This is a genomic window from Nonomuraea sp. B10E15 (assembly GCF_039871615.1).
Lineage (GTDB): Bacteria > Actinomycetota > Actinomycetes > Streptosporangiales > Streptosporangiaceae > Nonomuraea.
In genome coordinates this window covers 1,607,714-1,633,470 of the sequence record NZ_JBDPMB010000001.1, presented here as the reverse complement: position 1 = coordinate 1,633,470, position 25,757 = coordinate 1,607,714, and the positions used below count along the sequence as shown (strand labels likewise).

Annotated in this window: 31 protein-coding genes; 10 read left to right on the top strand and 21 right to left on the bottom strand. The window is 72.0% G+C overall.

Going from position 1 to position 25,757, the window contains the following annotated elements; translation table 11 throughout:
* Positions 1-77 precede the first annotated feature (77 nt).
* Positions 78-659: a TetR/AcrR family transcriptional regulator gene (locus ABGB14_RS07565; protein ID WP_347642799.1), complete on the top strand. Its 582-nt coding sequence runs from the start codon at positions 78-80 to the stop codon at positions 657-659.
* A 53-nt stretch (positions 660-712) separates the two neighbouring features.
* Here ABGB14_RS07565 and trpA read toward each other — a convergent pair whose 3' ends face one another.
* From trpA to ABGB14_RS07520, 9 genes are all read right to left on the bottom strand, one after another.
* Positions 713-1,507, bottom strand: a complete 795-nt coding sequence (gene trpA, locus ABGB14_RS07560; protein ID WP_347642798.1) for a tryptophan synthase subunit alpha — start codon at positions 1,505-1,507, stop codon at positions 713-715.
* A 207-nt stretch (positions 1,508-1,714) separates the two neighbouring features.
* Positions 1,715-2,920, bottom strand: coding sequence for a tryptophan synthase subunit beta (gene trpB / locus ABGB14_RS07555; protein WP_347643135.1), 1,206 nt, complete (start codon positions 2,918-2,920; stop codon positions 1,715-1,717).
* A 38-nt stretch (positions 2,921-2,958) separates the two neighbouring features.
* Positions 2,959-3,798: an indole-3-glycerol phosphate synthase TrpC gene (gene trpC, locus ABGB14_RS07550; RefSeq protein WP_347642797.1), complete on the bottom strand. Its 840-nt coding sequence runs from the start codon at positions 3,796-3,798 to the stop codon at positions 2,959-2,961.
* A gap of 118 nt (positions 3,799-3,916) precedes the next feature.
* Positions 3,917-4,348 (bottom strand): DUF2752 domain-containing protein, encoded by a 432-nt coding sequence (locus tag ABGB14_RS07545; RefSeq protein ID WP_347621498.1) that lies wholly within the window; start codon positions 4,346-4,348, stop codon positions 3,917-3,919.
* A 46-nt stretch (positions 4,349-4,394) separates the two neighbouring features.
* Complete coding sequence (locus ABGB14_RS07540) at positions 4,395-4,991, bottom strand: CD225/dispanin family protein (RefSeq protein WP_347642796.1); 597 nt, start codon at positions 4,989-4,991, stop codon at positions 4,395-4,397.
* 154 nt (positions 4,992-5,145) lie between these two features.
* Positions 5,146-5,742, bottom strand: coding sequence for a DUF4190 domain-containing protein (locus ABGB14_RS07535; RefSeq protein WP_347642795.1), 597 nt, complete (start codon positions 5,740-5,742; stop codon positions 5,146-5,148).
* A gap of 110 nt (positions 5,743-5,852) precedes the next feature.
* On the bottom strand, positions 5,853-6,422 hold the full coding sequence (locus ABGB14_RS07530; RefSeq protein ID WP_347642794.1) for a Trp biosynthesis-associated membrane protein: 570 nt from the start codon (positions 6,420-6,422) through the stop codon (positions 5,853-5,855).
* Positions 6,423-6,430: 8 nt separating this feature from the next.
* On the bottom strand, positions 6,431-6,778 hold the full coding sequence (gene hisI, locus ABGB14_RS07525; protein ID WP_347642793.1) for a phosphoribosyl-AMP cyclohydrolase: 348 nt from the start codon (positions 6,776-6,778) through the stop codon (positions 6,431-6,433).
* Positions 6,779-6,828: 50 nt separating this feature from the next.
* Positions 6,829-7,149 carry an STAS domain-containing protein gene (locus ABGB14_RS07520; protein WP_347642792.1) on the bottom strand — a complete coding sequence of 107 codons (321 nt, stop codon included), beginning with the start codon at positions 7,147-7,149 and terminating at the stop codon, positions 6,829-6,831.
* A gap of 274 nt (positions 7,150-7,423) precedes the next feature.
* Between ABGB14_RS07520 and ABGB14_RS07515 the strand changes: the two genes are divergently transcribed.
* A complete protein-coding gene (locus ABGB14_RS07515) occupies positions 7,424-7,801 on the top strand; it encodes an ATP-binding protein (RefSeq protein WP_347642791.1) in 378 nt (125 codons plus the stop codon).
* A 119-nt stretch (positions 7,802-7,920) separates the two neighbouring features.
* Here ABGB14_RS07515 and ABGB14_RS07510 read toward each other — a convergent pair whose 3' ends face one another.
* A complete protein-coding gene (locus ABGB14_RS07510) occupies positions 7,921-9,702 on the bottom strand; it encodes an ABC transporter ATP-binding protein (RefSeq protein ID WP_347642790.1) in 1,782 nt (593 codons plus the stop codon).
* Positions 9,699-11,486: an ABC transporter ATP-binding protein gene (locus tag ABGB14_RS07505; RefSeq protein WP_347643134.1), complete on the bottom strand. Its 1,788-nt coding sequence runs from the start codon at positions 11,484-11,486 to the stop codon at positions 9,699-9,701. The genes ABGB14_RS07510 and ABGB14_RS07505 overlap by 4 nt, the downstream gene beginning before the upstream one ends.
* Positions 11,487-11,599: 113 nt before the next feature.
* Between ABGB14_RS07505 and ABGB14_RS07500 the strand changes: the two genes are divergently transcribed.
* The 3 genes from ABGB14_RS07500 to ABGB14_RS07490 all read left to right on the top strand — a co-directional run bounded on the left by ABGB14_RS07500 (position 11,600) and on the right by ABGB14_RS07490 (position 13,993).
* Positions 11,600-12,229: a TIGR03085 family metal-binding protein gene (locus tag ABGB14_RS07500; RefSeq protein ID WP_347642789.1), complete on the top strand. Its 630-nt coding sequence runs from the start codon at positions 11,600-11,602 to the stop codon at positions 12,227-12,229.
* 176 nt (positions 12,230-12,405) lie between these two features.
* The gene (locus ABGB14_RS07495) at positions 12,406-12,570 is read left to right on the top strand and encodes a hypothetical protein (protein WP_165959967.1); all 165 of its coding nucleotides are present in this window, start codon (positions 12,406-12,408) and stop codon (positions 12,568-12,570) included.
* A 61-nt stretch (positions 12,571-12,631) separates the two neighbouring features.
* On the top strand, positions 12,632-13,993 hold the full coding sequence (locus tag ABGB14_RS07490; RefSeq protein WP_347642788.1) for a glutamine synthetase family protein: 1,362 nt from the start codon (positions 12,632-12,634) through the stop codon (positions 13,991-13,993).
* A 4-nt stretch (positions 13,994-13,997) separates the two neighbouring features.
* Here ABGB14_RS07490 and hisF read toward each other — a convergent pair whose 3' ends face one another.
* Genes hisF through hisD form a run of 9 tightly spaced genes read right to left on the bottom strand, consistent with a single transcriptional unit; the run spans position 13,998 to position 20,018 of the window.
* On the bottom strand, positions 13,998-14,759 hold the full coding sequence (gene hisF, locus ABGB14_RS07485) for an imidazole glycerol phosphate synthase subunit HisF (RefSeq protein ID WP_132600939.1): 762 nt from the start codon (positions 14,757-14,759) through the stop codon (positions 13,998-14,000).
* On the bottom strand, positions 14,756-15,166 hold the full coding sequence (locus ABGB14_RS07480) for a Rid family hydrolase (RefSeq protein WP_347642787.1): 411 nt from the start codon (positions 15,164-15,166) through the stop codon (positions 14,756-14,758). Before ABGB14_RS07480 ends, hisF begins: the two co-directional genes overlap by 4 nt.
* A 20-nt stretch (positions 15,167-15,186) precedes the next feature.
* Positions 15,187-15,909: a bifunctional 1-(5-phosphoribosyl)-5-((5-phosphoribosylamino)methylideneamino)imidazole-4-carboxamide isomerase/phosphoribosylanthranilate isomerase PriA gene (gene priA, locus ABGB14_RS07475; protein WP_347621512.1), complete on the bottom strand. Its 723-nt coding sequence runs from the start codon at positions 15,907-15,909 to the stop codon at positions 15,187-15,189.
* Complete coding sequence (locus tag ABGB14_RS07470) at positions 15,909-16,238, bottom strand: hypothetical protein (protein ID WP_347642786.1); 330 nt, start codon at positions 16,236-16,238, stop codon at positions 15,909-15,911. Before ABGB14_RS07470 ends, priA begins: the two co-directional genes overlap by 1 nt.
* A 25-nt stretch (positions 16,239-16,263) precedes the next feature.
* Positions 16,264-16,896, bottom strand: coding sequence for an imidazole glycerol phosphate synthase subunit HisH (gene hisH, locus ABGB14_RS07465; RefSeq protein WP_347642785.1), 633 nt, complete (start codon positions 16,894-16,896; stop codon positions 16,264-16,266).
* Positions 16,893-17,048 (bottom strand): hypothetical protein, encoded by a 156-nt coding sequence (locus tag ABGB14_RS07460; RefSeq protein WP_347621515.1) that lies wholly within the window; start codon positions 17,046-17,048, stop codon positions 16,893-16,895. Before ABGB14_RS07460 ends, hisH begins: the two co-directional genes overlap by 4 nt.
* On the bottom strand, positions 17,045-17,638 hold the full coding sequence (gene hisB, locus ABGB14_RS07455) for an imidazoleglycerol-phosphate dehydratase HisB (protein WP_347621516.1): 594 nt from the start codon (positions 17,636-17,638) through the stop codon (positions 17,045-17,047). The genes ABGB14_RS07460 and hisB overlap by 4 nt, the downstream gene beginning before the upstream one ends.
* Positions 17,635-18,705 carry a histidinol-phosphate transaminase gene (locus tag ABGB14_RS07450; RefSeq protein WP_347642784.1) on the bottom strand — a complete coding sequence of 357 codons (1,071 nt, stop codon included), beginning with the start codon at positions 18,703-18,705 and terminating at the stop codon, positions 17,635-17,637. Before ABGB14_RS07450 ends, hisB begins: the two co-directional genes overlap by 4 nt.
* Positions 18,702-20,018 (bottom strand): histidinol dehydrogenase, encoded by a 1,317-nt coding sequence (gene hisD, locus ABGB14_RS07445; protein ID WP_347621518.1) that lies wholly within the window; start codon positions 20,016-20,018, stop codon positions 18,702-18,704. The genes ABGB14_RS07450 and hisD overlap by 4 nt, the downstream gene beginning before the upstream one ends.
* Positions 20,019-20,438: 420 nt before the next feature.
* On the opposite strand from hisD, the gene ABGB14_RS07440 reads away from it, so the two are divergent.
* The 3 genes from ABGB14_RS07440 (at position 20,439) to ABGB14_RS07430 (ending at position 23,264) form a co-directional block, all read left to right on the top strand.
* A complete protein-coding gene (locus ABGB14_RS07440; RefSeq protein ID WP_347621519.1) occupies positions 20,439-20,633 on the top strand; it encodes a hypothetical protein in 195 nt (64 codons plus the stop codon).
* Positions 20,634-20,681: 48 nt separating this feature from the next.
* A complete protein-coding gene (gene ligD / locus ABGB14_RS07435; protein WP_347642783.1) occupies positions 20,682-21,686 on the top strand; it encodes a non-homologous end-joining DNA ligase in 1,005 nt (334 codons plus the stop codon).
* A 90-nt stretch (positions 21,687-21,776) separates the two neighbouring features.
* The gene (locus ABGB14_RS07430; RefSeq protein ID WP_347642782.1) at positions 21,777-23,264 is read left to right on the top strand and encodes a trypsin-like peptidase domain-containing protein; all 1,488 of its coding nucleotides are present in this window, start codon (positions 21,777-21,779) and stop codon (positions 23,262-23,264) included.
* Between the two features lie 62 nt (positions 23,265-23,326).
* On the opposite strand, the gene ABGB14_RS07425 is transcribed toward ABGB14_RS07430, so the two are convergent.
* Positions 23,327-24,451: an MFS transporter gene (locus ABGB14_RS07425; protein ID WP_347642781.1), complete on the bottom strand. Its 1,125-nt coding sequence runs from the start codon at positions 24,449-24,451 to the stop codon at positions 23,327-23,329.
* Between the two features lie 53 nt (positions 24,452-24,504).
* Here ABGB14_RS07425 and ABGB14_RS07420 point away from each other — a divergent pair, with 53 nt between their 5' ends.
* Positions 24,505-25,242: a helix-turn-helix transcriptional regulator gene (locus ABGB14_RS07420; RefSeq protein ID WP_347642780.1), complete on the top strand. Its 738-nt coding sequence runs from the start codon at positions 24,505-24,507 to the stop codon at positions 25,240-25,242.
* A gap of 20 nt (positions 25,243-25,262) precedes the next feature.
* Positions 25,263-25,757 (top strand): Cys-tRNA(Pro) deacylase, encoded by a 495-nt coding sequence (gene ybaK, locus ABGB14_RS07415; protein WP_347642779.1) that lies wholly within the window; start codon positions 25,263-25,265, stop codon positions 25,755-25,757.

The window sequence follows — 25,757 nt, the reverse complement described above, 5'->3', positions numbered from 1 at the left end:
TCGTTCAGGCTCTCCGAGTTGCGCGTTTTACTTGGATGAGTTAAAAATTACTCATGCAAGTAAGGCGGGAGGATTCGGTGACGAGCTCCGCGCGGCGCGCACAGATCGTCGCCGCGACCATCGCCACGATCGCCGAGCTCGGCTATCGGCAGGCGTCCTTCTCCAGGATCGCCGAGCGGGCCGGGCTCAGCAGCACCCGGCTGATCTCCTACCACTTCGACAGCAAGGACGAGCTGATCGGCAAGGCGATCGGCACGATCTACAGCGAGCTGGGGGCGTTCATGACCGCACGGGTGAGCACCGCGACCACGCCGGGCGCCGCGCTCGAGACCTACATCCGGTCGCTGGTGGAGTACATCGCCGGCCACCGCGCCGAGATGCGCGCCGCCACGGAGATCTTCCTCAACTTCAGGCCGGAAGGCGGTTCTGCGGCACAGGACGCGGCCACCGACCTGTCGGTGCTGGCCCACGTCGAGCGCATCCTCGTCCGGGGCCAGGAGAGCGGCGAGTTCGGCGCGTTCAACACCCGCGTGATGGCGATGGCGATCCAGCGGGCGCTCGACGGGCTGCCGTTCCTGCTGGAGGCCGACCCGGACGCCGATCTGGCGGAATATGCCGACGAGCTGGCCGGGCTGTTCGCCAGGGCCGTGCGGCCGTGAGCGCCGGAGCAGGGGCTGCTCACCCTGGCGGTGGACGTGCCTGCCGGCCGGGGTCAGCGGCGCACGCCCTTGGCCATGTCTTTCGCGAGGACGGCGATCGACTCCCGGCCCGCTGCCTCGTCGGGGGCGTCGAGCATGCGGCGGATGAACGCCGACCCGACGATGACGCCGTCGGCGTAGGCCGCCACCTCGGCCGCCTGATCGCCGGTGCCGACCCCCAGGCCCACGCACACCGGCAGGTCGGTGTGGGCGCGGGTGCGCTGCACGAGGCCCTCGGCGGCGACGTTGACGCTCTCTCTGGCGCCCGTGACGCCCATGAGCGAGGCCGCGTAGACGAAACCCGTGCAGCAGTCGACGACGGCCTTGATGCGCTGCTCCGTCGAGCTGGGCGCCACCAGGAACACGGTGTCGATGCCGGCGCCCGCCGAGGCGGCCCGCCACGGCTCCGACTCCTCGGGCGTCAGGTCGGGCGTGATCGTGCCCGCGCCGCCCGCGTTGGCCAGGTCGCGGGCGAAGCGCTCGGCGCCGTACTTGTCGATGGGGTTCCAGTAGGTCATGACGAGCGTGGCGGCACCGGTCGCGGCGACCCCCTCGACCGTGCGCATCACGTCGGCGATGCGCGTGCCGTTGACCAGTGACCTGTGCACGGCGTCCTGGATGGTGGGCCCGTCCATGAGCGGGTCGGAGTAGGGGAGGCCGATCTCGATGACGTCGCAGCCGGCCTCCACCAGGGTCGTGGCGGCGGCGATGGCGCCGTCCTTGGACGGGAAGCCCGCCGGCAGGTAGCCGACGAGCGCGGCCCGGTTGTCCGCCTTCGCCTTGGCGAAAACCGTCTGAAGAGTCGTCATGTCTGTCCGTTTCGAAGGTCGAGTCTCACCATGATGCCCTGCCGCGCGCCCCGCCCAGAATCCTCCGCGCCGACGAAGGCCCTGGGTGTCGCGGGAGGCCGCGCGGCGAGCGGCCCGGCGCGGGCCGTCAGCGGCCCGCGTGGTCCCGGCCTCTCAGCGGTCTCGAAGGTCTCCGAGGGCTCGGAGGTCCTGAGGCCTCGGCGGGTCTCAGAGGTTGAAGTATTTCATCGCCGTGCCCATGTCCTTGTCTCCGCGGCCGGAGAGGTTGACCAGGATGGTGACCTCCGGGCCGAGCTCGCGGCCGAGCTCCAGCGCGCCCGCCAGGGCGTGGGAGGACTCGATGGCGGGGATGATGCCCTCGGTCCTGGCCAGCAGGGAGAACGCGGCCATCGCCTGGTCGTCGGTGACGCCGTGGTAGGTGGCGCGGCCGGAGTCTCTCAGCCAGGCGTGCTCGGGACCGACGCCCGGATAGTCGAGCCCGGCGGAGATCGAGTGGGACTCGATGGTCTGGCCCTCGTCGTCCTGCAGGACGTAGGTGCGCGCACCGTGCAGCACTCCGACCGAGCCCGCGGTGAGGGTGAGCGCGTGCTCGCCGCTCTCCAGGCCGCGACCGGCGGCTTCGTAGCCGTGCAGTTGCACGCCCTCGTCGCCGATGAACGCGTGGAAGGCGCCGATCGCGTTGCTGCCGCCGCCGACCGCGGCGCACACCGCGTCGGGCAGCCGGCCGGTCAGCTCGAGGATCTGGCGGCGGGCCTCCACGCCGATGATGCGGGCGAAGTCGCGCACGATCTCGGGGAACGGGTGCGGGCCCGCGACCGTGCCGAAGAGGTAGTGGGTGGTGTCGACGTTGGTCACCCAGTCGCGGAACGCCTCGTTGATGGCGTCCTTCAGCGTCTGCGAGCCGTTGGTCACCGGCACCACGGTCGCGCCGAGCAGCTTCATCCTGGCGACGTTGAGTGCCTGGCGCTCGCAGTCGACCGCGCCCATGTAGATGACGCACTCCAGGCCGAGCAGGGCCGCGGCGGTCGCCGTGGCCACGCCGTGCTGGCCCGCGCCGGTCTCGGCGATCACCCGCTTCTTGCCCAGCCGCTTGGTCAGCAGCGCCTGGCCCAGCACATTGTTGATCTTGTGGGCGCCGGTGTGGGTGAGGTCCTCCCGCTTGAGCACGACCCGGGCGCCACCGGCCTGCTCGCTGAAGCGCGGCACGTCGGTCAGCGTGGTCGGCCGGCCGGCGTAGGTGCGCAGCAGGTGGTCGAACTCGCGCAGGAACTGCGCGTCGTTCTTGGCCTTCTCGTAGACCGCGGCCACCTCGTCGAGCGCCGGGATGAGGGCCTCCGGCACATATCTGCCGCCGAAGATGCCGAACTTGCCGTGCACGTCGGGATCGTCGCCGTGCGCGCCGTTGCCCGCCAGGTCGGCGGCGGTCAGGATGGAACCTTCGTGTGCCACTGCTATCCCTCTGCTGAGTGGTCGGGGCGCGTCGACGGATGAGCGCCGGCCGTCACCAGCGCCTCCACGGCCTTGCGCGGGTCCTTGCCGGTGACCAGGCTCTCCCCCACCAGGACGGCGTCGGCGCCACCTCTAGCGTAAGCGAGCAGGTCATGCGGGCCACGCACACCCGACTCGGCGATTTTGATCACATTATCGGGGATCTTCGGCGCCAGCTTCGCGAACACGTCGCGATCGACCTCGAGTGTCTTCAGATTGCGGGCGTTGACCCCGATGACCCGGGCCCCAGCGGCGACCGCCCGCTCGAGCTCGTCCTCGGTGTGCACCTCGACCAGCGGGGTGAGCCCGATCGACTCGGCCCGCTCGATCAGCGACACCAGCGCCTCCTGCTCCAGGCAGACGACCATCAGCAGCGCCAGGTCGGCGCCATAGGCCCTGGCCTCCCACAACTGGTAGGAGGTGAGGATGAAGTCCTTGCGCAGGATCGGGATGTCGACCCTGGTGCGGACCGCGGCCAGGTCGTCGAGGCTGCCCCCGAACTTGCGGCGCTCGGTCAGCACGCTGATGACGTGGGCGCCGCCCGCTTCGTAGTCGGCGGCCAGCGCCGCCGGGTCGGCGATCGCGGCGAGCGCGCCCTTGGACGGGCTGGACCGCTTGACCTCGGCGATCACCGAGATCCTGTCACCCCCGAGCGCGGCCATCGCGTCTCTGGCCGGCCGGGCCCGCTCGGCTCGTTGCTTGAGCTCGTCCATGGACACGGCCTGCTGGCGTGCGGCGAGGTCGGCGCGCACCCCGTCGAGGATGCCGTCGAGGACACTCGGCCCTTCCGTCCGCTCACTCACGCGCTTGGGGTCCCTCCGGTCGACAGTGGGGGTGGCGGAGAGTTCGCCTCGCGTACGCTCTCCGCCTTGTCCTGCGATGGTATCGGCCCCAGCGGGGGCACCTCACCACCGGCCCTGCCTAGGGGGCGAGGAACGCGCCGACAGGCAGATTACGGACGACCCAGTAGACCATGACGACCCCGATGAAGGCCCACAGCCACGCCGGATGCGCCAGCGTCGTGCGTCTGGGCCGGCCCTGCCAGGCACGCAGCACCCATCGCCCCCACCAGAACAGCAGGAACGGGATCATGGCCACGGCGAGCGGGTTGAGCCCCAGCGCGGCGACCGGGTCTAGATGCGCGAGGGCGTGCATGGTGCGCATGGTGCCGCAGCCTGGGCAGTAGAGGCCGGTGAGCCACAGGAACGGGCACGTCGGATAGTGGCCGGGTTCGTTGGGGTCGACCACGCCGACGAAGGCGAACGCGGCGCCCACGCCCGCCGCAACACCGAGCGGCGCGAGCAGGCGCCTCGCGCGACCCGTGTCACGCCGCCCGGCTGTTGCGATGCTCATGCTTTCAGTATCCGCCTTCCAGCGCGCTGCCCGCCGTCACGCCGGCTCAGTACGTCGAGTACGAGTACGTGGACACGCTCGCGGCCAGGATGAAGAAGATCACGATGTACGCGATGATGCCGAGGACGATGCCGATGGCACCGAAGATCAGGCTGCGCTTCCACCACGTCTTGGCCTCTTCCGCGGCCTGCATCGCACCCTGGTAGTCGCCGACCTGCCACTTCGAGTTGACCTGCGACGACTTGACGAGCGCCACGATGCCGAGCGGCAGGCAGCAGAACAGGGTGGTGAGGATGGCCGGGACGAGCTGGTTGTCGGGCGGGTTGCCACCGCCGCCGTAGCCACCGCCGGGGGGCTGGCCGTAACCGCCGTCGCCGTAACCGCCGCCGCTCGGCGGCTGCTGCCCGTAGCCACCCCCGTAACCTCCGCCGCTGGGCGGCTGCTGGCCGTAGCCACCCCCGCTCGGCGGCTGCTGGCCATAGCCACCGCCATAGCCTCCGCCGCTGGGCGGCTGCTGGCCGTAACCACCACCGCTCGGGGGCTGCTGGCCATAGCCACCGCCGCCGCTGGGAGGCTGCTGGCCGTAGCCGCCGCCGGGCGGTTGGGCGCCGTAGCCACCGTCGCCCTGGTTTCCGTAACTCATGCTAATGACCCCTCATGTCGTCATCTCGAGTCCAGTTCGCGCGGCAGCCTAGCGAGAAACCATCTTCTACGTGGATCAACGTCGATTTTGCGGACAATTCGTAATCGGACCGCAAGCACGTCGTCACGGTCCGGCTACACGTGCAGCGGGCGACCTACTGGTACTCCACCGTGCTGCCGGCGGTGCTGGCGAACCCGATGAGGGAAAGGAGCATACCGCCGAAGATCAGCCAGCACAGGAGCCAGATCACCACCGTGATGTACGACGTGACGAGGCCGCCGATGGCCATGCCCGAGCCCTCCTCTCCTGTGCGCTTGATCCGGCTGAGCGCGACATGCCCGAGGATGACGCCGGGGATGCTGGTGAGGCCGCAGAAGACCAGGCCGATGATGCCGAGGACGAGCGAGGCCACCGCCATCCCGTTGGTGGACCTGGGCTGCTGGTAGCCGTAGCCCTGCTGCGGGTGGCCCCCGTAGCTCGGAGGTTGCTGGGCGTATCCGCCGCCGTAGCTCGGCGGCTGCTGGCCGTAGCCGTAGGGCTGGTCCCCGTAGCTCGGCGGCTGCTGGCCGTAACCACCGCCGCTCGGCGGCTGCTGGCCGTAACCACCCCCGCTCGGCGGCTGCTGGCCGTAACCACCCCCGCTCGGCGGCTGCTGGCCGTAACCACCCCCGCTCGGCGGCTGCTGGCCGTAGCCTCCCCCGGGAGGCTGTGCGCCATAACCTCCGCTACCGCCCTGATCCCCGTAGCTCATGAGCCGGCTCCCTCAACGTCCGTGGCGAGTTGCAACGGCAGCTTATTGAGGAAACGTTTGCCGGGCGCACACAGGTTCAGAACAGTGGAGGTTTCGTAACCGTCACCGGCTCAGCGGTCGTCGGTCGGGTCGTCTCCGCGGTCGAGCGCGTCCCACAGCGTCCTGTCGTGGGCCCGCGCCGAGGGGGCGCCCGCCGTGCGGTCGTAGCGGGCGGACATGCCCGCCCACCGGCCGCCGCGCACGACCGCCAGCACGCCCCCGGCCATCACCAGGACCGCTCCGACGACCGTCACGGCGGGCCAGAGCGGCGCGATCTCCCAGGAGAGCCCGGTGGCGCCGGACAACACGTTCTCCTCGCGCAGGCGCGCGGTCACGGTGCCGCCCGACAGCGCCGCCCACGTCGCCGCAGCGGCTCCGGCCCCGCACAGGGCGAGCAGCACCCCGACGACCCGGCGGCCCGCGCCCTTGGTGGCCAGCACCGCCACCACGCCGGCCAGCCCGGCCAGCGCCACGGGGGTCAGCACGGGGCTCAGCCCGCCGCCGCTCGGCGCCTCGCCGTCTCCCAGGACCGTCACCCATGCCTGGCCCGCGCCCCACAACACGAGCACGCAGCCCAGGGCCGTCATGACCACCCAGCCCCACAACTCCCCGCGCCGGGAAGTCCGCGCTTCGGGCTCCATCCGCTCTCCTAGCTCGGCGCGAGCTCTAGCGGGTCGGCGTCGAAGCAGGTGCGATCACCCGTGTGGCACGCCCCGTCGACCTGGTCGACCTTGACCAGGATGGTGTCGCCGTCACAGTCGAGCGCCACGGACTTGACCTGCTGGACATGGCCGGAGGTGGCGCCCTTGACCCAGAGCTCCGCCCGGCTGCGGGACCAGTAGGTGGCCCTGCCGGTGGTGAGCGTCCGATGCAGCGCCTCGTCGTTCATCCAGGCCAGCATGAGCACCTCGCCGGTGTCGTACTGCTGCGCGATCGCGGGGACCAGGCCGTCGGGATTGCGCTTCAACCGTGCGGCGATCTTGGCGTCGAGGGACATGCAGCCCATTCAACCAGCTCGTGCCCCCGCCCCCGCCACCGGCGCGAGCCTCAGGCCAGGGCTTGGGGAAGGGTGTCGTAGATGGGGAAGAGCGGGGCCAGGTTGGTCCTGCGCAGCCGCCGGAGCACCTGCCCGGGGGGTGCGACCAGAGCCATCGTGCCGTCCCTGTCGCGCAGCGTGGCGAGCGCGCGCACCAGGACGCCCAGCCCTGTCGTGTCGATGAAGCCCAGGCCGGTCAGATCGACGACCAGTCGGGGGACGTGCTCCGCCACGGCTTCATCGAGACATTTCCTGACTTCGGAAACGTTGTCGACGTCGACCTCCCCCGCCAGGCTCACCACCACAAGATCTCCGTGTCGGCGTCGCGTCATCTCCAGCACATCCGCGCCCATGCTCCTCATGACCCCTCCCGTGGGCGGCCCCGCCGAAAAGGTACACCTGCCCGCGACGCGTCACGGTGGGTTTTACCGAGAATGCGGTACGTGATGGCGCGGAGCGGAGTAATTTCGGTTTCCCGAGCCTGCCGTGGGAGGGCCGTCGTGGTGCACGTCGTAGGCTCCGCTCCCCGTTCCCGCCGGGTCTTCCCCGGGCCGGCCTGGGCGGTCAGGTCCGCCGTCGTCCTGCGGGTGCGCGGTGGATAGGCAGGTGCTCCACGTCAGCTTCGCGCGGGGGCAGATCACGGGGCTGCGCAGGACCGTGACCGAGCACGCCGCCGGCGAGGGGCTGGCAGGCGGGCGGCTCGAGGACTTCGTGCTGGCGGTCAACGAGGTCGCCACCAACGCGGTGGTGCACGGCGGAGGCCACGGGCGGTTGCGGCTGTGGACGCGGGACGGGCGCCTGTGGTGCGAGGTCGCCGACGACGGCCCCGGGCTGCCACCCGGGTGGATGGGCGACACGCGGCCGCCCAGGGGGTACGGCTTCCGGGGTCGGGGCCTGTGGCTGACGCGCATGGTGTGCGAGCACCTCATGATCGTGTCAGGGCCACGTGGCACGACCGTGACGTTCGCCTCGGCGAAACCGTGACAGGAGCGCCTCCCGGGGCCCGGTGGACGGCCCGGTGGACGGCACGGTGGACGGCCCGGTGGACGGCACGGCGGACGGCCCGGCGGGAGCCCGGAAGGACGAGCCGGCGCGGCCGCGGGTCACGAGTGGGCGGCCGAGATCCACGAGGCGTGCAGGTCGGCGTACACGCCCGGCCGGCCCGCCAGCTCCGTGTGGTGGCCGCGCTGCACCAGCCGGCCGCCGTCGAAGACCAGCACCTCGTCGGCGTTCTCGGCCGTGGACAGGCGGTGCGCGATCGAGATGGCGGTGCGGCCGCGGGTGACGCCCTCCAGCGCCCGCGCCAGCCGTACCTCGGTGGCCGGGTCGACCGCCGAGGTGGCCTCGTCGAGCAGGAGCAGGTCGGGGTCGGCGAGGTAGGCGCGGGCCAGGGCGACGAGCTGGCGCTCGCCCGCCGACAGTGACTCGCCGCGCTGGCCGACGGCCGTGTCCAGGCCCGCGGGCAGGCCTTCGAGCCAGTCGGTCAGGCCCAGCTCGGTCATCGCGAGACGGATCTCGTCGGTGGTGGCGGACGGCTTGCCGTAGCGGATGTTCGCCTCCAGCGTCCCGTCGAACAGGAAGCCGTCCTGGGGGACCATGACGATGCGCTCGCGCAGCGAGGAGAAGCGGATGTGGCGCAGGTCGTGGCCGTCCACGGTGACGCGGCCCGCGCCCGGGTCCATGAGACGCGTCAGGAGCTTGGCGAACGTGGTCTTGCCCGACCCCGTCTCCCCCACGACCGCGACACGCGAGCGCGGCGGGATCTCGACGGTGACCTCGCGCAGCACGGGCACGCCGCCCGGGTAGGAGAAGTGCACGTCCTCGAAGGCGACCGAGATGGGGCCGCGGGGCAGTTCCACGCCCTGGTCGCCGGGGTCGGCCACGTCCGGCGGGGTGTCGATGACGCCGAGGACGCGCCGCCAGCCCGCGACGGCGTTCTGGGCCTCGTTCAGCACCTCGGTGGCGGTCTGGAGCGGCGAGACGAACAGGGTGATCAGGAACAGGAACGCCACCAGCTCGCCCTGCGTGATCTCGCCCGACATCCCGAGCCGCACGCCCAGCAGCACGATGCCGGCGATGGCGACGGCCGCCACGATCTCGGTGAGCGGGAAGACGAAGCCGACGATGGTCTGCGCCCTGGTCTGGGCGCGCCTGTTGGCGTCGACCGCCTGGTCGATGCGCTCGGCCGTACGGCGCTCCGAGGCGTAGGCCCTGATGACGGCGGCGCCGACGACGGACTCGCTGACCGCGGCCAGCATGTCGCCGGTGCGCTCGCGCACGGTCGTGTACGCCCGCGACAGCAGCCTCTGGAAGCGCGGCAGGGCGATCATCAGGGGGATGAAGCACAACCAGACGAGCAGGGTGAGCTGCCAGGAGTAGACGAACATCAGCACCGTGGCCACGAACAGCTGGCCGAACGCCACGATGATCATCAGCCCGCCCCACTGCATGAACGTGCTGATCTGGTCGATGTCGTTGGTGACGCGCGAGACCAGGGAGCCGCGGCGCTCGGTGTTCTGGGTGAGCACGGACAGGTCGTGCACGTGCCGGAACCCGCGCACGCGCAGCGTGGCGAGGGACGACTCCGTCGCCTTGTAGAGGCGGACGTTCATGACGTAGCCGGCGGCGGCTGTGAGCAGCACCGCGCCCGCGCAGACCAGGATGGCCCGGGTGATGTACGCGGTGTCCGGAGTGCCGGTCTTGAGTCCCGTGTCGATCGTCTGCTGGACGGCGACCGGCACGATGATCTTGCCGATGGTCGCGACGACCGCCAGCAGCAGCGTGACCACCAGCCCCTTGCGGAACTCCGGCGTGAGCGAGAGCCCATGCCGGATGGTGGCCAGCGCCGAACGTTCGGAGTTGCCTCGGATGACCTCGGCCGTCATGCGCTGACTTCCTCTTCTTCTCCGGCCGGCACGTCGATGGCGGCGCGCTCGGCCTCCTCACGCTCGTAGGCGGTCACCAGGTTGCGGTAGCCTGCGCAGCGGCTGATCAGCTCGTCGTGCGGGCCGCGGTCGACGACCCGGCCGTGGTCGAGGTAGACGACCTCGTCGGCGAGGGCGATGGTCGCCATCCGGTAGGCGACGACCACGACGGTGGACGCCTCGGCGGCGTCCCGCAGCCCGTACAGGATCTTGGCCTCGACCTGGGGGTCCACGCTGGAGGTGGCGTCGTCGAGGATGAGCAGGCGCGGCCGGCGCACGACCGCGCGGGCCAGCGCGAGGCGCTGGCGCTGGCCGCCGGACAGCGAGGTGCCGCGCTCACCGACGCGCGTGTCGAGCCCGTCGGCCAGCCGGTCGACGAACCCGTCGGCCTGCGCCAGCCGCAGGGCCGCCCGCACGTCCTCGTCGCCGGTGTCGAGGCCGAGCGTGATGTTGCCGCGCACGGTGTCGTCGAACAGGAACGTCTGCTGCGGCACCAGGGCGACCGATGCGGCGATGCCGCCGTGGGCCAGCTCCCGGACGTCCACGCCGTCGAGCAGGACCTGTCCCTTGCCGGGGTCGACGAGCCGGACGAGCAGCTGCACGAGCGTGGACTTGCCCGACCCCGTGGGGCCGACCAGCGCGACGGTACGGCCGGCGGGCACGTCGAAGGTCACCTCGTGCAGCACCTCGGCCTCGCCGTAGGAGTAGGAGACGTCGCGGACCTCGAGCGCGGCGGGCGCGGTCGAGGTCGCGGCGGCCTGCCCGTACTCCATGGAGCCGCTCGCGTCCAGCACGGCCTGGACCCGCTGCCAGCCGACGACGCTGCGCGGCAGCTCGGCCAGCACCCAGCCGAGCGCCCTGATCGGGAAGGCCAGCAGCGTGAACAGGTAGGCGACCTGCACCAGGTCGCCGGAGTCGATCAAGCCGCCGGACAGCCGGGCCGAGCCGACGCCCAGCACCGCGAGCACGCCGATCGTGGGCAGGGCCTCCAGCATCGGGTCGAACAGCCCGCGCACGCGCCCGACCGCGATGTTGGCGTCGCGCAGCTCGTGGGCGCGCCGCTGGAACCGCTCGGTCTCCAGGTCCTCCCTGCCGAGGGTCTTGATGACGAGCGCGCCGTCGAAGCTCTCGTGCGCGATCTCGCTGACCTCGGCGCGCAGTTGCTGGGCGCGGGTGGCGAGCGGGCTGAGCTTGCGCTGATAGACAAGGTTGAGTACGGCGATCGCCGGAAATATCAGGAAGCCGACCAGCGCCAGCACGAGATCCGTGAACACCATCGCGACCGCCGCGGTGACCAGCATGACGATCACGCCCACGGCCATCGGCAGCGGCGCCAGCGGCGCCCAGGCGGCCTCGGCGTCGGCGCTGGCGTTCGACAGCAGCTGCCCCGTCGGGTGCCGGTGGTGCCACGACAGCGGCAGCCGCAGGTACTGCTTGGTCACGTCCCTGCGCGACCTGGCCTGCATGCGGTACTGCAGGATGCCGGCCAGGATCCGCCGGCCCGCCACGCCCAGCGCCTTGAGCAGCGCCGTGCCCAGGATCAGGAACGTTCCCGTCCACAACGCGCCCGCGACGGCGCGGCCCTCGCCGAAGGCCGGCAGCACGACGTTCTGGGTGGCCCACCCGAGGGCCCATGCGGAGGCGACGGTCATGCCCCCGTAGACGGCGCTGGCCAGCACCGCCAGCGTGAACACCGCCTTCTCCGTGCGAATGGCCACCCCAAGGACCCGCAGTCCTTGGCGCATCACGGCCGAGGTGACCTTGCTCGCCACTCGGTGGGTCCTCTCATCGCGGCATTTCTACGTATGTCACTATCACCCCTGATCATCTCGTTATTCCCGCGGGTAGGGTTGCCCGTGTGACTCACGCTCGTGGCGAACGCACCGCGCTCTGCGACCTGCTCGACCGGATCGGCCCCGACGCCCCGACGTTGTGCGCGGGCTGGAGCACCTACGACCTGGCCGCGCACCTCGTGCTGCGCGAGCGCAGGCCCGACGCGATGGGCGGCATCGCGCTCAGGCCGCTCGCCGGCTACACCGCCTCGGTCCAGAACGCGCTCAAGGCCAGGCATCCCTATCCCGAGCTGGTCGCCAAGGTGCGCGAGCCCGGCGGCGTGTTCCGGCTCGTGAAGGCCCTCGACCAGGCCGTCAACACCATCGAGCTCTTCGTGCACCACGAGGACGTCCGCCGCGCGCAGCCGTCGTGGGAGCCGCGCGAGCTGCCCGCGGAGCTGGAGGAGGTCTTCTGGAAGCGGCTGTCGTCCGGCGCCAGGCTGATGTTGCGCAGGGCCCCGGTGGGCGTGGTGCTGCACCGGCTGGGTGGCGGAGTGCTGCTGGCCGGCCCGCGCGGAGGCCCCAAGGTCGAGGTCACCGGCAGGGCCGGCGAGTTGCTGATGTTCTGCTTCGGACGGCAGGCGCACGCGAAGGTGGAGCTCACCGGCACGCCCGAGAACGCCGAACGGCTGCGCGAGGCGCCCCTCGGCATGTAGCCGCGCGCCGATGGCGCAATTCCCGGCACCACAGGCGCTCGCAGTCCGTCTCTAGCCCTTACCATGGCAGAGGAAAGAAGCCCCCCGGTTAGGATCATGAACATCTTCATAGAAGATGCCAGTGATCGCCCAGATCCGGGTATATACGGCTGGGAATGGACTGCAGGAGGCCCCCCATGCAGGTCAAGAAGGTGATCACCTACGTCGCTGTCGCGTTCGTGGTCTTCTACCTGTTCACCCGGCCGGCCGAAGCCGCCGCCGCGGTCAACGGTGTGTTCGACGGAATTCTTCAGGGAGCCAATCAGTTGGCCACGTTCTTCTCAAGTGTTCTGACCCCCTGACCAACGGTTCTGTCTGCGTCAGGTGCTTCCAAGCGCTGCCGGATCGTGTTACGCAGGCAGGATGAGAGATCGCCCGAGCGGCACCACGATCCATCAGCTCGGCGCCACCGCGCGGCGCGTCCTCGAGCGAGCAGAGCTCGAGGGCATCGAGCTGATCCGTTTCCTGTACGCCGACCACGGAGGCGTGATCCGTGGCAAAGCGGCGTCCCGGTCACGGCTGGCCGAACGGCTCAACACCGGCATCGGGCACACCGTCGCCATGATGGCGATGAACATGCTCGACCAGCTCCAGGACGTCGAGCACATGGGTCCGGTGGGCGAGGTGCGCATCGTTCCCGACCCCGCGACCTACGTCACGTTGCCGCACGCGCCGGGTGCGGCGACGATGCTGTCCGACCTGCGCCTGCCCGACGGCTCCCCATGGGGCGCGTGCCCCCGGACCTTCCTCAAAGACGCCATCGCCGAGCTGGCCGCCGAGGGTTACACGCTGGTCGCCGCGTTCGAGCCCGAGTTCACGCTCGGCCGCCGCCTGCCCGACCCGTACGGCGGCCCCGACCGGCTGGTGCCCATCGACGACTCGCTCTGCTACGCGGGCACCGGCTTCGACACGGCCCACGACTACACGATCACGCTCATCCGCGCCCTGGAGACGCAGGGCCTGCGCGTCGAGCACTGCCATCCCGAGCTGGGCCCCGGCCAGCAGGAGCTGTCGGTCCACCACGCGCCCGCGCTGCGGGCCGCCGACAACCACGTCCTCTACCGCGAGACCGTGCGCGGCGTCGCCATGCGCATGCAGCTGTGGGCCTCGCTGGCGCCCAAACCGCTGGCCGACCAGGCCGGCAACGGCGCCCACCTGCACCTTTCGCTGTGGCGCGACGGCCGCAACGTCTTCGCCGGCGACGGCGAGACGCGCGACGGCTTCATCGGCGGCCTGCTCGCCCACCTGCCCGCGCTCACCGCGCTGACCTGCGGCAGTGTCAACAGCTTCCGCCGCCTCGCACCCCGCATGTGGTCGAGCGCGTACGCCGTCTACGGCCCCGACAACCGGGAGGCCGCGGTCCGCGTCTGCTCGCCCCTCGGGGAGACCGGGGAGCCCAACCTGGAGCTGAAGCCGTCCGACTCCTCCGCCAACCCCTACCTGTCGCTGGGCGCCGTCATCCACGCGGGTCTCGACGGCATGCGGCGCAAGCTCGATCCGGGCGAGGCCGTGGACGTCGACCCCGACACGCGGCCCGGCCGGTATCCGCGGCTGCCGTCGTCACTGGACGAGGCGCTCGACGCGCTGGAGGGCGACGAGATGCTCATGGAGGCGCTCGGGCCGCTGCGGCGCGACGCGTACCTCGCCGTCAAGCGGTCGGAGGCGGCCGCGTTCGCCGCCGAGGACGCCTCCTACGAGCTGTTCCACCACCTCCGGGCGTTCTGACGCGCTAGCGGACCGGGTGGCCCGCCATCCGGAGCGTCTCCTTGACCTCGGAGATCTTCAACGTGCCGAAGTGGAACACGCTGGCCGCCAGCACCGCGTCGGCGCCCGCCGCCACCGCCGGAGGAAAGTCCTCCAGGCGTCCGGCGCCGCCGCTGGCGATCACCGGCACGCGCACGACGGCCCGGACCGCGCGCAACATCTCCAGGTCGTAGCCGTCGAGCGTGCCGTCGCCGTCCATCGAGTTGAGCAGGATCTCGCCCACGCCTAGCTCCTCGCCGCGCGCGGCCCACTCCACCGCGTCGATGCCGGTGCCGCGGCGGCCGCCGTGCGTCGTCACCTCGAAGCCGCTCGGGGTGCCGGGCGCGCGGCGGGCGTCCACGGACAGCACGACGCACTGGGCGCCGAACCGCCGGGACGCCTCGGTGAGCAGCTCGGGCCGGGCGATGGCCGCGGTGTTGAGCGACACCTTGTCGGCGCCGGCGCGCAGCAGCCGGTTGACGTCGTCGACCGCGCGCACGCCGCCGCCCACGGTGAGCGGGATGAACACCTGCTCGGCGGTCCTGCGCACCACGTCCAGCATGGTCTCGCGCTCGCCGGACGACGCGGTGATGTCGAGGAAGGTCAGCTCGTCGGCGCCCTCCTCGTCGTAGCGCCTGGCCAGCTCGACCGGGTCGCCCGCGTCGCGCAGGTTCTCGAAGTTGACGCCCTTGACGACGCGTCCGGCGTCCACGTCGAGACAGGGAATGACTCTTACCGCCACGGTCATGCTCGCAGTGCCTCGATTTCGATCTCGACCAGCATCCTCGGGTCGACCAGTCCGGCCACCCGCACCCCGGTGCAGGCGGGGCGCACCTCGCGGAAGACGTCGTGGATGGCCCGGCCCACGGGGTCGAAGTGGCGCTGCTCCACGACGTAATAGCGGACCATGACGACGTCCTCGCGGGTCAGGCCGCCGGTCGCGACCGCCGCCAGGGCGATGTCGATCGCGGTCAGGGCCTGCTCGTAGGCGTCGCCGATGTGGCGCACCTCTCCTTCGACGGTGGCCGTGCAACCGGACACGATCACCCGGTCACCCGCGATGACCGCGCGGGCGTAGCCGTACCTCTCCTCCCAGACGCCACCCGAGAACACCCTCCGCCCGGTGTTTTCCATGCCGATGCTGCTGACGCTCATCCCGCCCCCTCCCGGCGAAGCTACACGCGTACCGCGGCAAGCGCTTCTTCCAGCGTGAACGCGTGAGCGTACAGGGCCCTGCCCACGATGGCACCCTCCACTCCGTCGGGAACGAGAGAGGAGAGCGCGATCAGGTCGTCGAGGCTCGACACGCCGCCGCTGGCCACGACCGGCCGGTCGGTGCGGGCGCAGATCCGGCGGTAGAGCTCGAGGTTGGGGCCCTGCAGCATGCCGTCCTTGGTCACGTCGGTGACGACGTAGCGAGGGCAGCCGTCGGCCTCGAGCCGGTCGAGCGCCTCCCACAGGTCGCCGGCGTCCTTGGTCCAGCCGCGGGCGGCCAGCGTGGTGCCGCGCACGTCGAGGCCCACCGCGATCCGGTCGCCGTGCTCGGCGATGATCTTCCGGCACCAGCCGGGGTTCTCCAGCGCGGCGGTCCCGATGTTGACCCGGCGGCAGCCGGTGGCCAGCGCGGCGGCCAGCGAGTCGTCGTCGCGGATGCCGCCGGACAGCTCGACGTTCACGTCCAGCTTGCCGATCACCTCAGCGATCAGCTCGCGGTTGCCGCCCCGGCCGAACGCGGCGTCGAGGTCGACCATGTGGATCCACTCGGCGCCGGCGTCCTGCCAGGCGAGCGCGGCGGCCAGCGGCTCGCCGTGGCGGGTCTCGGTGCCGGCCTCGCCCTGCGTCAGGCGTACGGCCTGGCCACCGGCCACGTCGACGGCGGGCAACAACTGCAACGACATCAGATCCTCCGGTCGAAGGCGAGGGTCACGACAACGGGTGTGAGCAGCAGGGACAGGACGAGGACGCCGAAGCTGAGCGGCGGCGAGCCCCAGACCAGCCAGACGATCAGCTGCACGAGCAGGAGCCCGAGCGCCACCACGGCGTTCTGGGCGCGGCGGCGGCGGGCGAGCAGGCCGCCCTGGCGGGCGATGCGCGCCGGGCGCGGGACCACCCGGCCCAGGAGCGCGCGGCGGCGGGCCCGGCGTGCCTGCCGCAGCTCGTTGGCCCGGATGGCGCGGGCCCGCTCCGCCTCGCGCTCGGCCCGCCGCCGGGCGCGTTCCTTGCTCACCGGACCTCCAGGCCCGCTCGCCCGCTCACAGCGTGCCGAGCCAGTTGCGGAGCAGGGCGGCGCCGGCGTCGCCGGACTTCTCGGGGTGGAACTGGGTGGCCATGAGCGGGCCGTTCTCCACGGCGGCCACGAACGGCACGCCGTGCTCGGCCCACGTGACGAGCGGATCGGAGAAACCGTCGCCCGCCTGCAGCTCCCACTCGCGCACGCCGTAGGAGTGGACGAAGTAGAAGCGGGTGGCGGGGTCGAGCCCGGCGAACAGCACGCTGCCGGCCGGCGCCTTGACGGTGTTCCAGCCCATGTGGGGCAGCACGGGAGCGTCGAGCCGGCCCACCGTGCCCGGCCACTCGCCGCAGCCCTCGGTCTCCACGCCGTGCTCGACCCCCCGGGCGAACAGGATCTGCATGCCGACGCAGATGCCCAGCACCGGGCGCCCTCCGGACAGGCGGCGGCCGATGATCTGCTCGCCGCGCACGCCCTTGAGACCCGACATGCACGCCTCGAACGCGCCGACGCCCGGCACCACCAGCCCGTCGCAGGAGAGCGCGGCCTCGAAGTCGGACGTCACGGTCACGTCGGCGCCGGCCCTGGCCAGCGCGCGCTCGGCCGAGCGCAGGTTGCCCGACCCGTAGTCGAGCACCACCACGTTCTTGCTCACCACCACAGCACCCCCGCCGTGATCGCCATCGCCGCGCCGAACGCGCACACCGCCGCACCGAGCTTAAGCCCCTGCTTGGCGAGGGAGAACACCCCGCCGATGAGGAAAAGCCCGAGGAAGACCAGCACGCCGGCGATGAGGTTCTCGGTCATAGGACGCCCTTGGTGCTGGGCACCCCCGTGGCGCGGGGGTCGGGCTCGGACGCCTCGCGCAGGGCCCTGGCCAGGGCCTTGAACTGGGACTCCACGATGTGGTGGGCGTTGCGGCCGTAGGGGACGTGGACGTGCAGGCAGATGGCGGCCTGCGCGACGAACGACTCCAGGATGTGGCGCGTCATCGTCGTGTCGTATTCGGGGCCGATCATCGGCGCCATGCCCTCGGGCTCGGAGTGCACGAGGTAGGGGCGGCCGGACAGGTCGACGGTGACCTGGGCCAGCGACTCGTCCAGCGGGCACGACGCGCTGCCGAACCGCCTGATGCCCGACTTGTCGCCCAACGCCTCGCGGAACGCCGCGCCCAGGGCGAGCGCGGTGTCCTCGATCGTGTGGTGCGAGTCGATGTGCAGGTCGCCCTCGGTCTTGACCGTCAGGTCGAACAGGCCGTGCTTGCCCAGCTGGGCCAGCATGTGGTCGTAGAAGCCGACCCCGGTCGACACCTCGACCCGGCCGGTGCCGTCGAGGCCGACCTCCACCAGGACCGAGGTCTCCTTCGTAACACGCTCGACGCGGCCGACGCGACTCACAGCACTCCTTCCAGGGCGGCGCGGAACGCCGCCATCTCCTCGCCGGTGCCGATCGACACCCGCAGCCATTCTGGGGGGCCCACCTCGCGGATGAGCACCCCGCGCTCCAGCAGCCCCTCCCACACCGCGCGCCGGTCGGGGAAGCGCCCGAACAGCACGAAGTTCGCGTCGGAGTCGGCCACCCGCAGGCCCTTGGACCGCAGCCACGCCACCGTGTCGTCGCGTTCGCGCCGCAGCGCGTCGACCGTGCCCAGCAGTTCGGCGCGGTGCCGCAGCGCCACGCGCGCCGCCGTCTGGGTGAGCGTGGACAGGTGGTACGGCAGGCGCACCAGCAGCAGCGCCTGCACCACGGCGGGGTGCGCGGCGAGATAGCCGAGCCGGGTGCCGGCCATGGCGAACGCCTTGGACATCGTCCTGGTGACGATCAGCCGCGGGTGGGCCGGCAGCAGGGTGAGCGCCGACGGGGTGCCCTCGCGGGCGAACTCCGCGTAGGCCTCGTCGACCACGACCACGCCGTGCGCGGCGGCGAGGACCGCCTCGATCGTGGCCAGCGGCTGGGCCGTGCCGGTCGGGTTGTTGGGCGAGGCCAGGAACACGATGTCGGGCCGGTGCTCCTCGATCGCCGCCACGGCCTTGCCGGGGTCGATCGAGAAGTCGGACTCGCGGCTGGCCTGGATCCACTCGGTGCTGGTGCCGCTGGTGATGATCGGGTGCATCGAGTAGGAGGGCTCGAACCCGATGGCGGTGCGGCCGTGGCCGCCGAACGCCTGCAGGATCTGCTGGAGCACCTCGTTGGAGCCGTTGGCGGCCCACACCTGCTCGGCCGTCAGGCCGTGGCCGAGGTAGGCGGCCAGGTCGGCGCGCAGGGCGGTGGCGTCCCTGTCGGGGTAGCGGTTGAGCTCGCCCGCCTGGGCCCGCACCGCCTCGGCCAGGTCGTCGACCAGCCGGGGCGAGGGCGGGTAGGGGTTCTCGTTGGTGTTGAGCCGGACCGGGACGTCGATCTGGGGCGCGCCGTACGGCGTCTTGCCCCTCAGGTCGTCGCGGATGGGCAGGTCGTCGAGGTTCACTCGGTCTCCGTGGGCACTCGCCAGTCGAAACGGGCGCGGATCGCGGCACCGTGCGCGGGCAGGTCTTCGGCGTCGGCCAGCACCGACACATGGGCCGCCGCTCCCGCGAGCGCCTCGCGGGAGTAGTCGACGACGTGAACGCCGCGCAGGAAGGACTGCACCGACAGGCCGCTGGAGTGGCAGGCGCAGCCGCCCGTGGGCAGCACGTGGTTGGACCCGGCGAGGTAGTCGCCGAGCGAGACGGGCGCGTAGGGGCCGACGAAGATCGCGCCGGCGTTCCTGACGCGGGCGGCGACGGCCGCGGCGTCCGCGGTGTGGATCTCCAGGTGCTCGGCGGCGTAGGCGTCGACGACCTTGAGGCCGTCGTCGAGAGAGCTCACCAGCACGATGCCCGACTGCCTGCCGCTCAGCGCCTCGGTGATGCGCTCGGAGTGCCTGGTCGCGGAGACCTGTCCCGGCAGCTCCTTCTCGACCGCGTCGGCCAGCTCGGCGCTGGTGGTGACCAGCACGGCGGCCGCGATCACGTCGTGCTCGGCCTGGCTGATCAGGTCGGCGGCGACGTGGACGGGGTCGGCCGTCTCGTCGGCGAGGATGGCGATCTCGGTGGGGCCGGCCTCGGAGTCGATGCCGATGCGGCCCTTGAGCAGCCGCTTGGCCGCCGCCACATAGATGTTGCCCGGGCCGGTGACCATCGTGGCCGCCGGGCACTCCTCGGTGCCGTAGGCGAACATGGCCACCGCCTGCGCCCCGCCGGCCGCGTGGACCTCGTCGACGCCGAGCAGCGCGCACGCGGCCAGGATCGTGGGGTGCGGGAGCCCGCCGTGCTCCTTCTGGGCCGGGCTGGTCACGGCCAGCGAGCCGACGCCGGCCTCCTGGGCGGGCACGACGTTCATCACCACACTGGACGGATAGACCGCCCGGCCGCCGGGGACGTAGAGGCCCACGCGCTCGACGGGCAGCCACCGCTCGGTCACCGTGCCCCCGGGCACGACCTGGGTGGTGACGTCGGCGCGCCGCTGGTCGCGGTGGACGAGCCTGGCCCGCCTGATCGACTCTTCCAGCGCCGCCCTGACCCTGGGGTCGAGCTCGCGGAGCGCCCTGTCGAGGGCCTCGGCGGGGACGCGGGTGGCGGCGATCTCGACTCCGTCGAACCTGGCGGTCAGCTCCCGTACGGCTGCCGCCCCACGATGGCGCACGTCCTCGCAGATGGGCCGCACCTTCTCCAGGGCGGCCTCGACGTCGAGCTCGGCGCGGGGCAGCACGTCGCGCAGGTCCGCGGGAAGCGAACCGCGCATGTCGATACGGGAAATCACCATCACAGTTTACGGAGTCCGGGCGGCGAGTCCCCATCGGTCCACCATGCGGACCTCCTCGGGTGGACTTTCCTGGCGTAACGTGTGACGGCCGCGGGGCGGCGCTCGCCGAAGCCGCGCCCGCGGCCGCCGTCACCCCGGACCGGGCCTGCCGGGGCGGGGGCCATGGCCGTCACGGGGGCACGGCCATGGCCGGGGAAAGCCAGAGCTCTCCCTAGCTGCCCCAGTCGGGCCATCATTAACGCGCCATGCCCGGAAATCTCATGACAGGGGAAACTTAACGTTACGGACCTTTACGCCGTCCGCGTGTCACGGACCCCGCACGGAACGGCAGGGCCACCCGCCACCTTCCCACCACGAACAGAGCGAGATGTTTCATATCGCTTGTCCTGTATGTCCGGTTCATTTACTCTCTCCGGCATGGGACAGTGGCACGGCCCCGGCGGCATCCTGGTCGAGGCGATCATCCTCGATGATCGCCCGCTGTTGCGCGTCTCCCACCAGGTCAACGGCAGAAGCTACCTGCGCGGCTACTGCGCCACCGTCGCCGAGCTCGGCGAGCACGGCGTCGACCTGGCCGACCTGGTGGAGAACGCGCCTCTTGACCATCTGTAGACCCCCGTCGGCCACTGCCGGCCCGCCGGAGGGGGTACGGCCTGCACCATGGTCCGGCTGCCTGCCTACAGGCCCATGCTGGCCCAGCTCGGCACCCTGAACGCCGTCCAGGGCGCGGGCTGGGCCGTGGAGATGAAGTGGGACGGCGTACGCGCGCTCGCCTACATCGAGGACGGCCACGTACGCCTGATGTCGCGCAACGCCAAGGACATCACCCCCGCCTACCCCGAACTGCAGCTCATGGGAGGCGCCACCGGCCGGCGCGCGGCCGTCGTCGACGGCGAGATCGTCGCGTTCGACGAGGCGGGACGGCCCAGCTTCGAGGCGCTGCAACCCCGGATGCACCAGCGCAATCCGCGGATCGTGGCCGAGCTGGCCAGGACGGCGCCGGTGACGTTCATGGCGTTCGACATCCTGCACCTCGGCGACGACACCGTCATCGCGCGCCCGTACACCGAACGCAGGGACCTGCTGGAGAGCACGCTCACGCCCGGCTACCGGTGGCAGGTGCCCGTCTGGTTCGCCGGCGAGGCCGGGCAGGCGGTCGACTCCTCCCGCCGGCTCGGGCTCGAAGGGGTCGTGTGCAAGCGGATGAGCTCGCCGTACCGGCCGGGCCGGCGCAGCGCCGAATGGACGAAGGTCAAGAACGTCAGCACCGCCGAGGTCGTGATCTGCGGGTGGAAGCCGGGCGGCGGGCGGCGTTCCGGCACGATCGGCTCGCTGCTGCTCGGCGCGTACGACCCGCGCGGGCGGCTGCGGTTCGTGGGGCACGTCGGCACCGGGTTCACCGAGGCCATGCTCCGCGACCTGCGCGATCGCCTGACGCCGCTGGAGCGGCGTGATCCGCCGTTCGACGAGCCGCTGCCGCGCGAGGACGCCCGGGACGCGCGCTGGGTGGATCCACGGGTGGTCGGCGAGGTGCAGTACGCCGAGGTCACCGGCGACGGCAGGCTGCGCCACCCGTCCTGGCGCGGCCTGCGCCCCGACCGCGAGCCGTCCGAGGCCCGTACGGCCGGAATGGCCCCGCCGGGGACGGACGCGGCCGCGGGCTGACAGGGTGACAGGCAAACCCGCAAACTACACTTTGTTTACAAATAGTGACTTAGAGTGATCCGAGGTATCGACGTGTCCGGGAGGGGCGCTGTGCCGAAGACACTGGTCATCGTGGTGGCCACGCTGGTGTGGCTGTCCCTCACGCCGGCCCCGCCCGCCGTCCGCACGGTCACCCCCATCCGCCCGCCCGCCCAGGCGCAGGCCCGTTCCGGCGCCGTGTCGTCACCGCCGATGCGCCCGGAACACGCCGTGCGCTACTGGACCGCCGAACGGCAGGCCGCCGCCGGCCCGCCGGACGGCTCCGCAGGAAGGCGCGGCGCACCACCGGCGGCGACGGCGAACCTCGCGGGGGCGCGGCGGCACAGCGTGCCCGCGTCCAAGCGCCTCACCCCGGGCAGCGACGCCAACGGGTACGCCCGCGTACGGCGCCCGTACACGCGCGCGGCCACCAGCCGGATCACCGGCAGGCTCTTCTTCGTCAACTCCGGCGGGCACGGCGACTCCTGCAGCGCCTCCGTCGTCCGCTCGGCCGCGCAGCAGCTCGTGGTCACCGCCGCCCACTGCGTCTACAGCGTTCCCGCGGGCGCCACGACCGGCCGCTGGCACCGGCGCTTCGCGTTCGTCCCCGCCTACGACGGGCGGGCGGCCACGGTGAAGAAGCGCGAGCCGTACGGGCGGTGGGGCGGCCGGCGGGCGTGGAAACCCGACGGCTACACCGGCCTGACCGGCGGCGACTGGAACTCCGTCCACGACATCGCCCTCATCGAGGTCGGCACCCGCAAGCGCACCCTCCAGAAGGCCGTCGGCGCCTTCACCCCGATGCGCAGCCAGGGCGGCAGGCACACCATCGCCACCATGGGCTACCCCGGCGTGCTCGGCAGGCGGCCGTACGACGGCCGCGACCAGCTCTGGTGCCTCGGCCGCACCCGCCAGGCCACCGGCATGGTCCTCGGCGCCACCCTGCCCGCTTCCCTGCCGGCCGCTCTGCCCGCCGCCACGACCTCGCGGCCGGGCCGGCTGGAGACGCACAACTGCCACCTGCACAAGGGCCACAGCGGCGGGCCGTGGCTCGTCCAGGGCACCAGAGACCTGGTCGGGGTGCTGTCGGCGGGCAAGGAGGACGGCTACGCGGCAGGGAACGCCGTCGCCAACGCGCTCAACGCCGAAGGCTACGGCGCCATCGTGCGCCAGGCCGACCCGCGTGGAGTGTACGACGCCCTGTCGGTCAAGCTCAGCGGGCCCGACCGGCCGGTCAGGCGCGGCTCCGACGTCACCGTCACGGCCACCGTCGAACTGCGCGGCCTGATGGCCGCCGCCCGGGTCCCCGTCACGCTCACCCTGCCGGCCGGTGCGACCCTCACGGCGACCCGCGGGGCCACCTGCGTACGCGAGCCCGCCAAGGCCTCCTGCACGATCGCCGAGATCCACCCGCGCCGGCCGGTGCGCATCACGGCCACGATCGCCGTCGCCCGGGTCGCCCGCGCACCCCTGCGCGTCGTCGGGCACGTCACGTCGACCGCCCTCGACCCCTCGCAGAAGGACAACACCGGCACCGTACGGCTCAAGACCCGCCCCTGAGGCGAACGCGCCGAGCGGCACGCCGCCCGGCGGGCTCAGGTGGGGGGAGTGACGGGTAGGGGTCAGGTGGCCGGGTCGAGGGCGGGTTCCTTGAGCGTGCGCGCCAGCAGCCAGGCCAGCACGGGGAACACGATCAGGCACGCCAGCGCCACCCGCAGCGTCGCCGCCTCCGCCACCGCGCCCACCAGCGGGCTGGCCAGGCCGCCCACGCTCACCGCCAGCCCCAGGGTCACGCCGCTGGCCGTGCCGACCCGGCTCGGCAGGAAATCCTGACCCAGCGTCACGTGCAGCGAGAACGGGGCGTACAGGGCGATCGACGAGGCGGCGACGAAGGCGTACGCGACCGGCCCTGGAACCAGCACCACGCCGGCGACGGCGGGGACCGCCAGCAGGTAGGCCAGGGCCATCGTGCGCACCCGTCCCCAGCGGGCCGCCAGCCGGCCGCCGAGCACCGTGCCCACCGCGCCGCCGGCGAACAACACGAACAACGCCACCGCCCCGGCCGCCCCTCCCCCCATGTGGAGGGCCACGAAGGCGCTCAGCCCGACGTACACGACCGAGCGGAACACGATCACCAGCGTCAGCCGGGCGAACGACGGCCAGTCGTCCCGGCGGGAGACCGGCACGGCCGTCCGCGCCACGGGACCGGCCCCTGACAGCGCCCGGATCGCCGGGAGCGTCACCACCGCCCCCAGCACCGCCGGCGCCGCGAGGAACGGTGACGCGCCGAGCCCCCACACCGCCAGCAGCGGCGTCACCAGCACGGGAGCGCAGGCGAAGCCCAGCGTCCCGCCCAGCGAGAACCAGCTCATCCGGACGTGGCTGCCCTCGCTGGCGACCCTGGCCAGCCGTGCCGACTCCGGGTGGTAGGCCGCCACGCCCAGCCCGGACAGCGCCACCGCCAGCCAGGTCAGCACATAGGAGTCCGTCACACCGCCGAACGCCACCCCGGCGCCCGCGACCACCATGCTCACCGGGATCAGCCAGGGCATCCGCCACCGGTCGGTCAGGACGCCGAAGAGCGGCTGCACGATCGACGACGACAACGTCGCGGCCAGCACGATGCCGGAGACGGCGACATAGCCGTACCCGCGCTCGGCCACCAGGAAGGGCACGAGGGCGGGCACCGCGCCCTGGTAGAAGTCGACGGCCGCGTGGCCGGCGGCGAGCGAGGGGATCCTGTTCACGCTCCGATCCTGCACATGGCGTGACTGGCGCGCTTCCGATAAATTGCCAATCCATGTCGGAGATCCGCCACACGCCCCAGGCGCCCACCGGCCGGCGGCCCCTGGCCCCGGGCGCGGGCATCGACGCGCACAGGCACGACACCCACCAGATCGTGTACGCCTGCCGCGGCGTGCTCTCCGTCACCACCGGCTCGGGCATCTGGGTGGCGCCCGCCAGCCGCGCCATCTGGATCCCGGCCGGCACCGTCCACGAGCACCGCGCCCGCGGCGACACGGACCTGCGCCTGGTGGGGCTCTCCGACAACCCGCTCGGCCTCGACCGCCCCGCGGTGCTCGCGGTCGGCCCCCTGCTCCGCGAGCTGATCATCGCCTGCACCGGCGACGACGGCCCGGTCGGCGGCGAGCGGGAACGGCTGCGCGCCGTGCTGCTCGACCAGCTCAGGCGCGCCCCCGAGCAGCCGCTGCACCTGCCCGCCGCCCGCGACCCCCGGCTGGCCGCCGTCTGCGCGGCCCTGCACCGCGACCCCGCCGACGGCAGCCCCCTGGCCCGGCTCGCCGTCCAGGCCGGCACCAGCGAGCGCACGCTGGCCCGGCTGTGCCGACGCGAGCTCGGCATGAGCTTCCCCCAGTGGCGCACCCAGCTCCGGTTGCACCACGCGCTGCTGCTGCTGGCCGACGGCGTCTCCGTGACCGCCGTGGCCCACCGGTGCGGATGGGCTTCGGCGAGTGCCTTCATCGACGTGTTCCGGCGGGCGTTCGGGTACACCCCCGGCCGCGCCTTTACATTGTAGATTCGCTACAATCGGGTGTCGTGAGTAGTTCGAAAGGCAAGGGCGGCACCCCGGCCACCGTGGCGCTGACCAAGGCCAAGGCCGCGTTCACGCTCCATCCCTACGCGCACGACGCCTCCGCGCAGGCCTACGGAGAGGAGGCCGCCGACGCGCTCGGCGTGCCGTACGAACGCATCTTCAAGACCCTGGTGGCGGAGGTCGAGAGCGGGCTCGCCGTGGCGGTCGTGCCGGTGTCGGGCAAGCTCGATCTCAAGGCGCTGGCCAGCGCCCTCGACAGCAAGCGGGCGGCGATGGCCGACGCCGCCAAGGTGGAGCGGGTGACCGGCTACGTCGTGGGCGGCATCAGCCCGCTGGGCCAGCGCAAGCAGCTCCCGACGGTGGTCGACTCCTCGGCTCTCGACTTCGAGACGATCTTCTTCTCGGCGGGCAGGCGCGGCCTGCAGATCGAGACCGCGCCCGACAACCTCGTCACGCTCACCCGTGCCGTCACCGCCCCGATCGGCAGGACCGGCTGA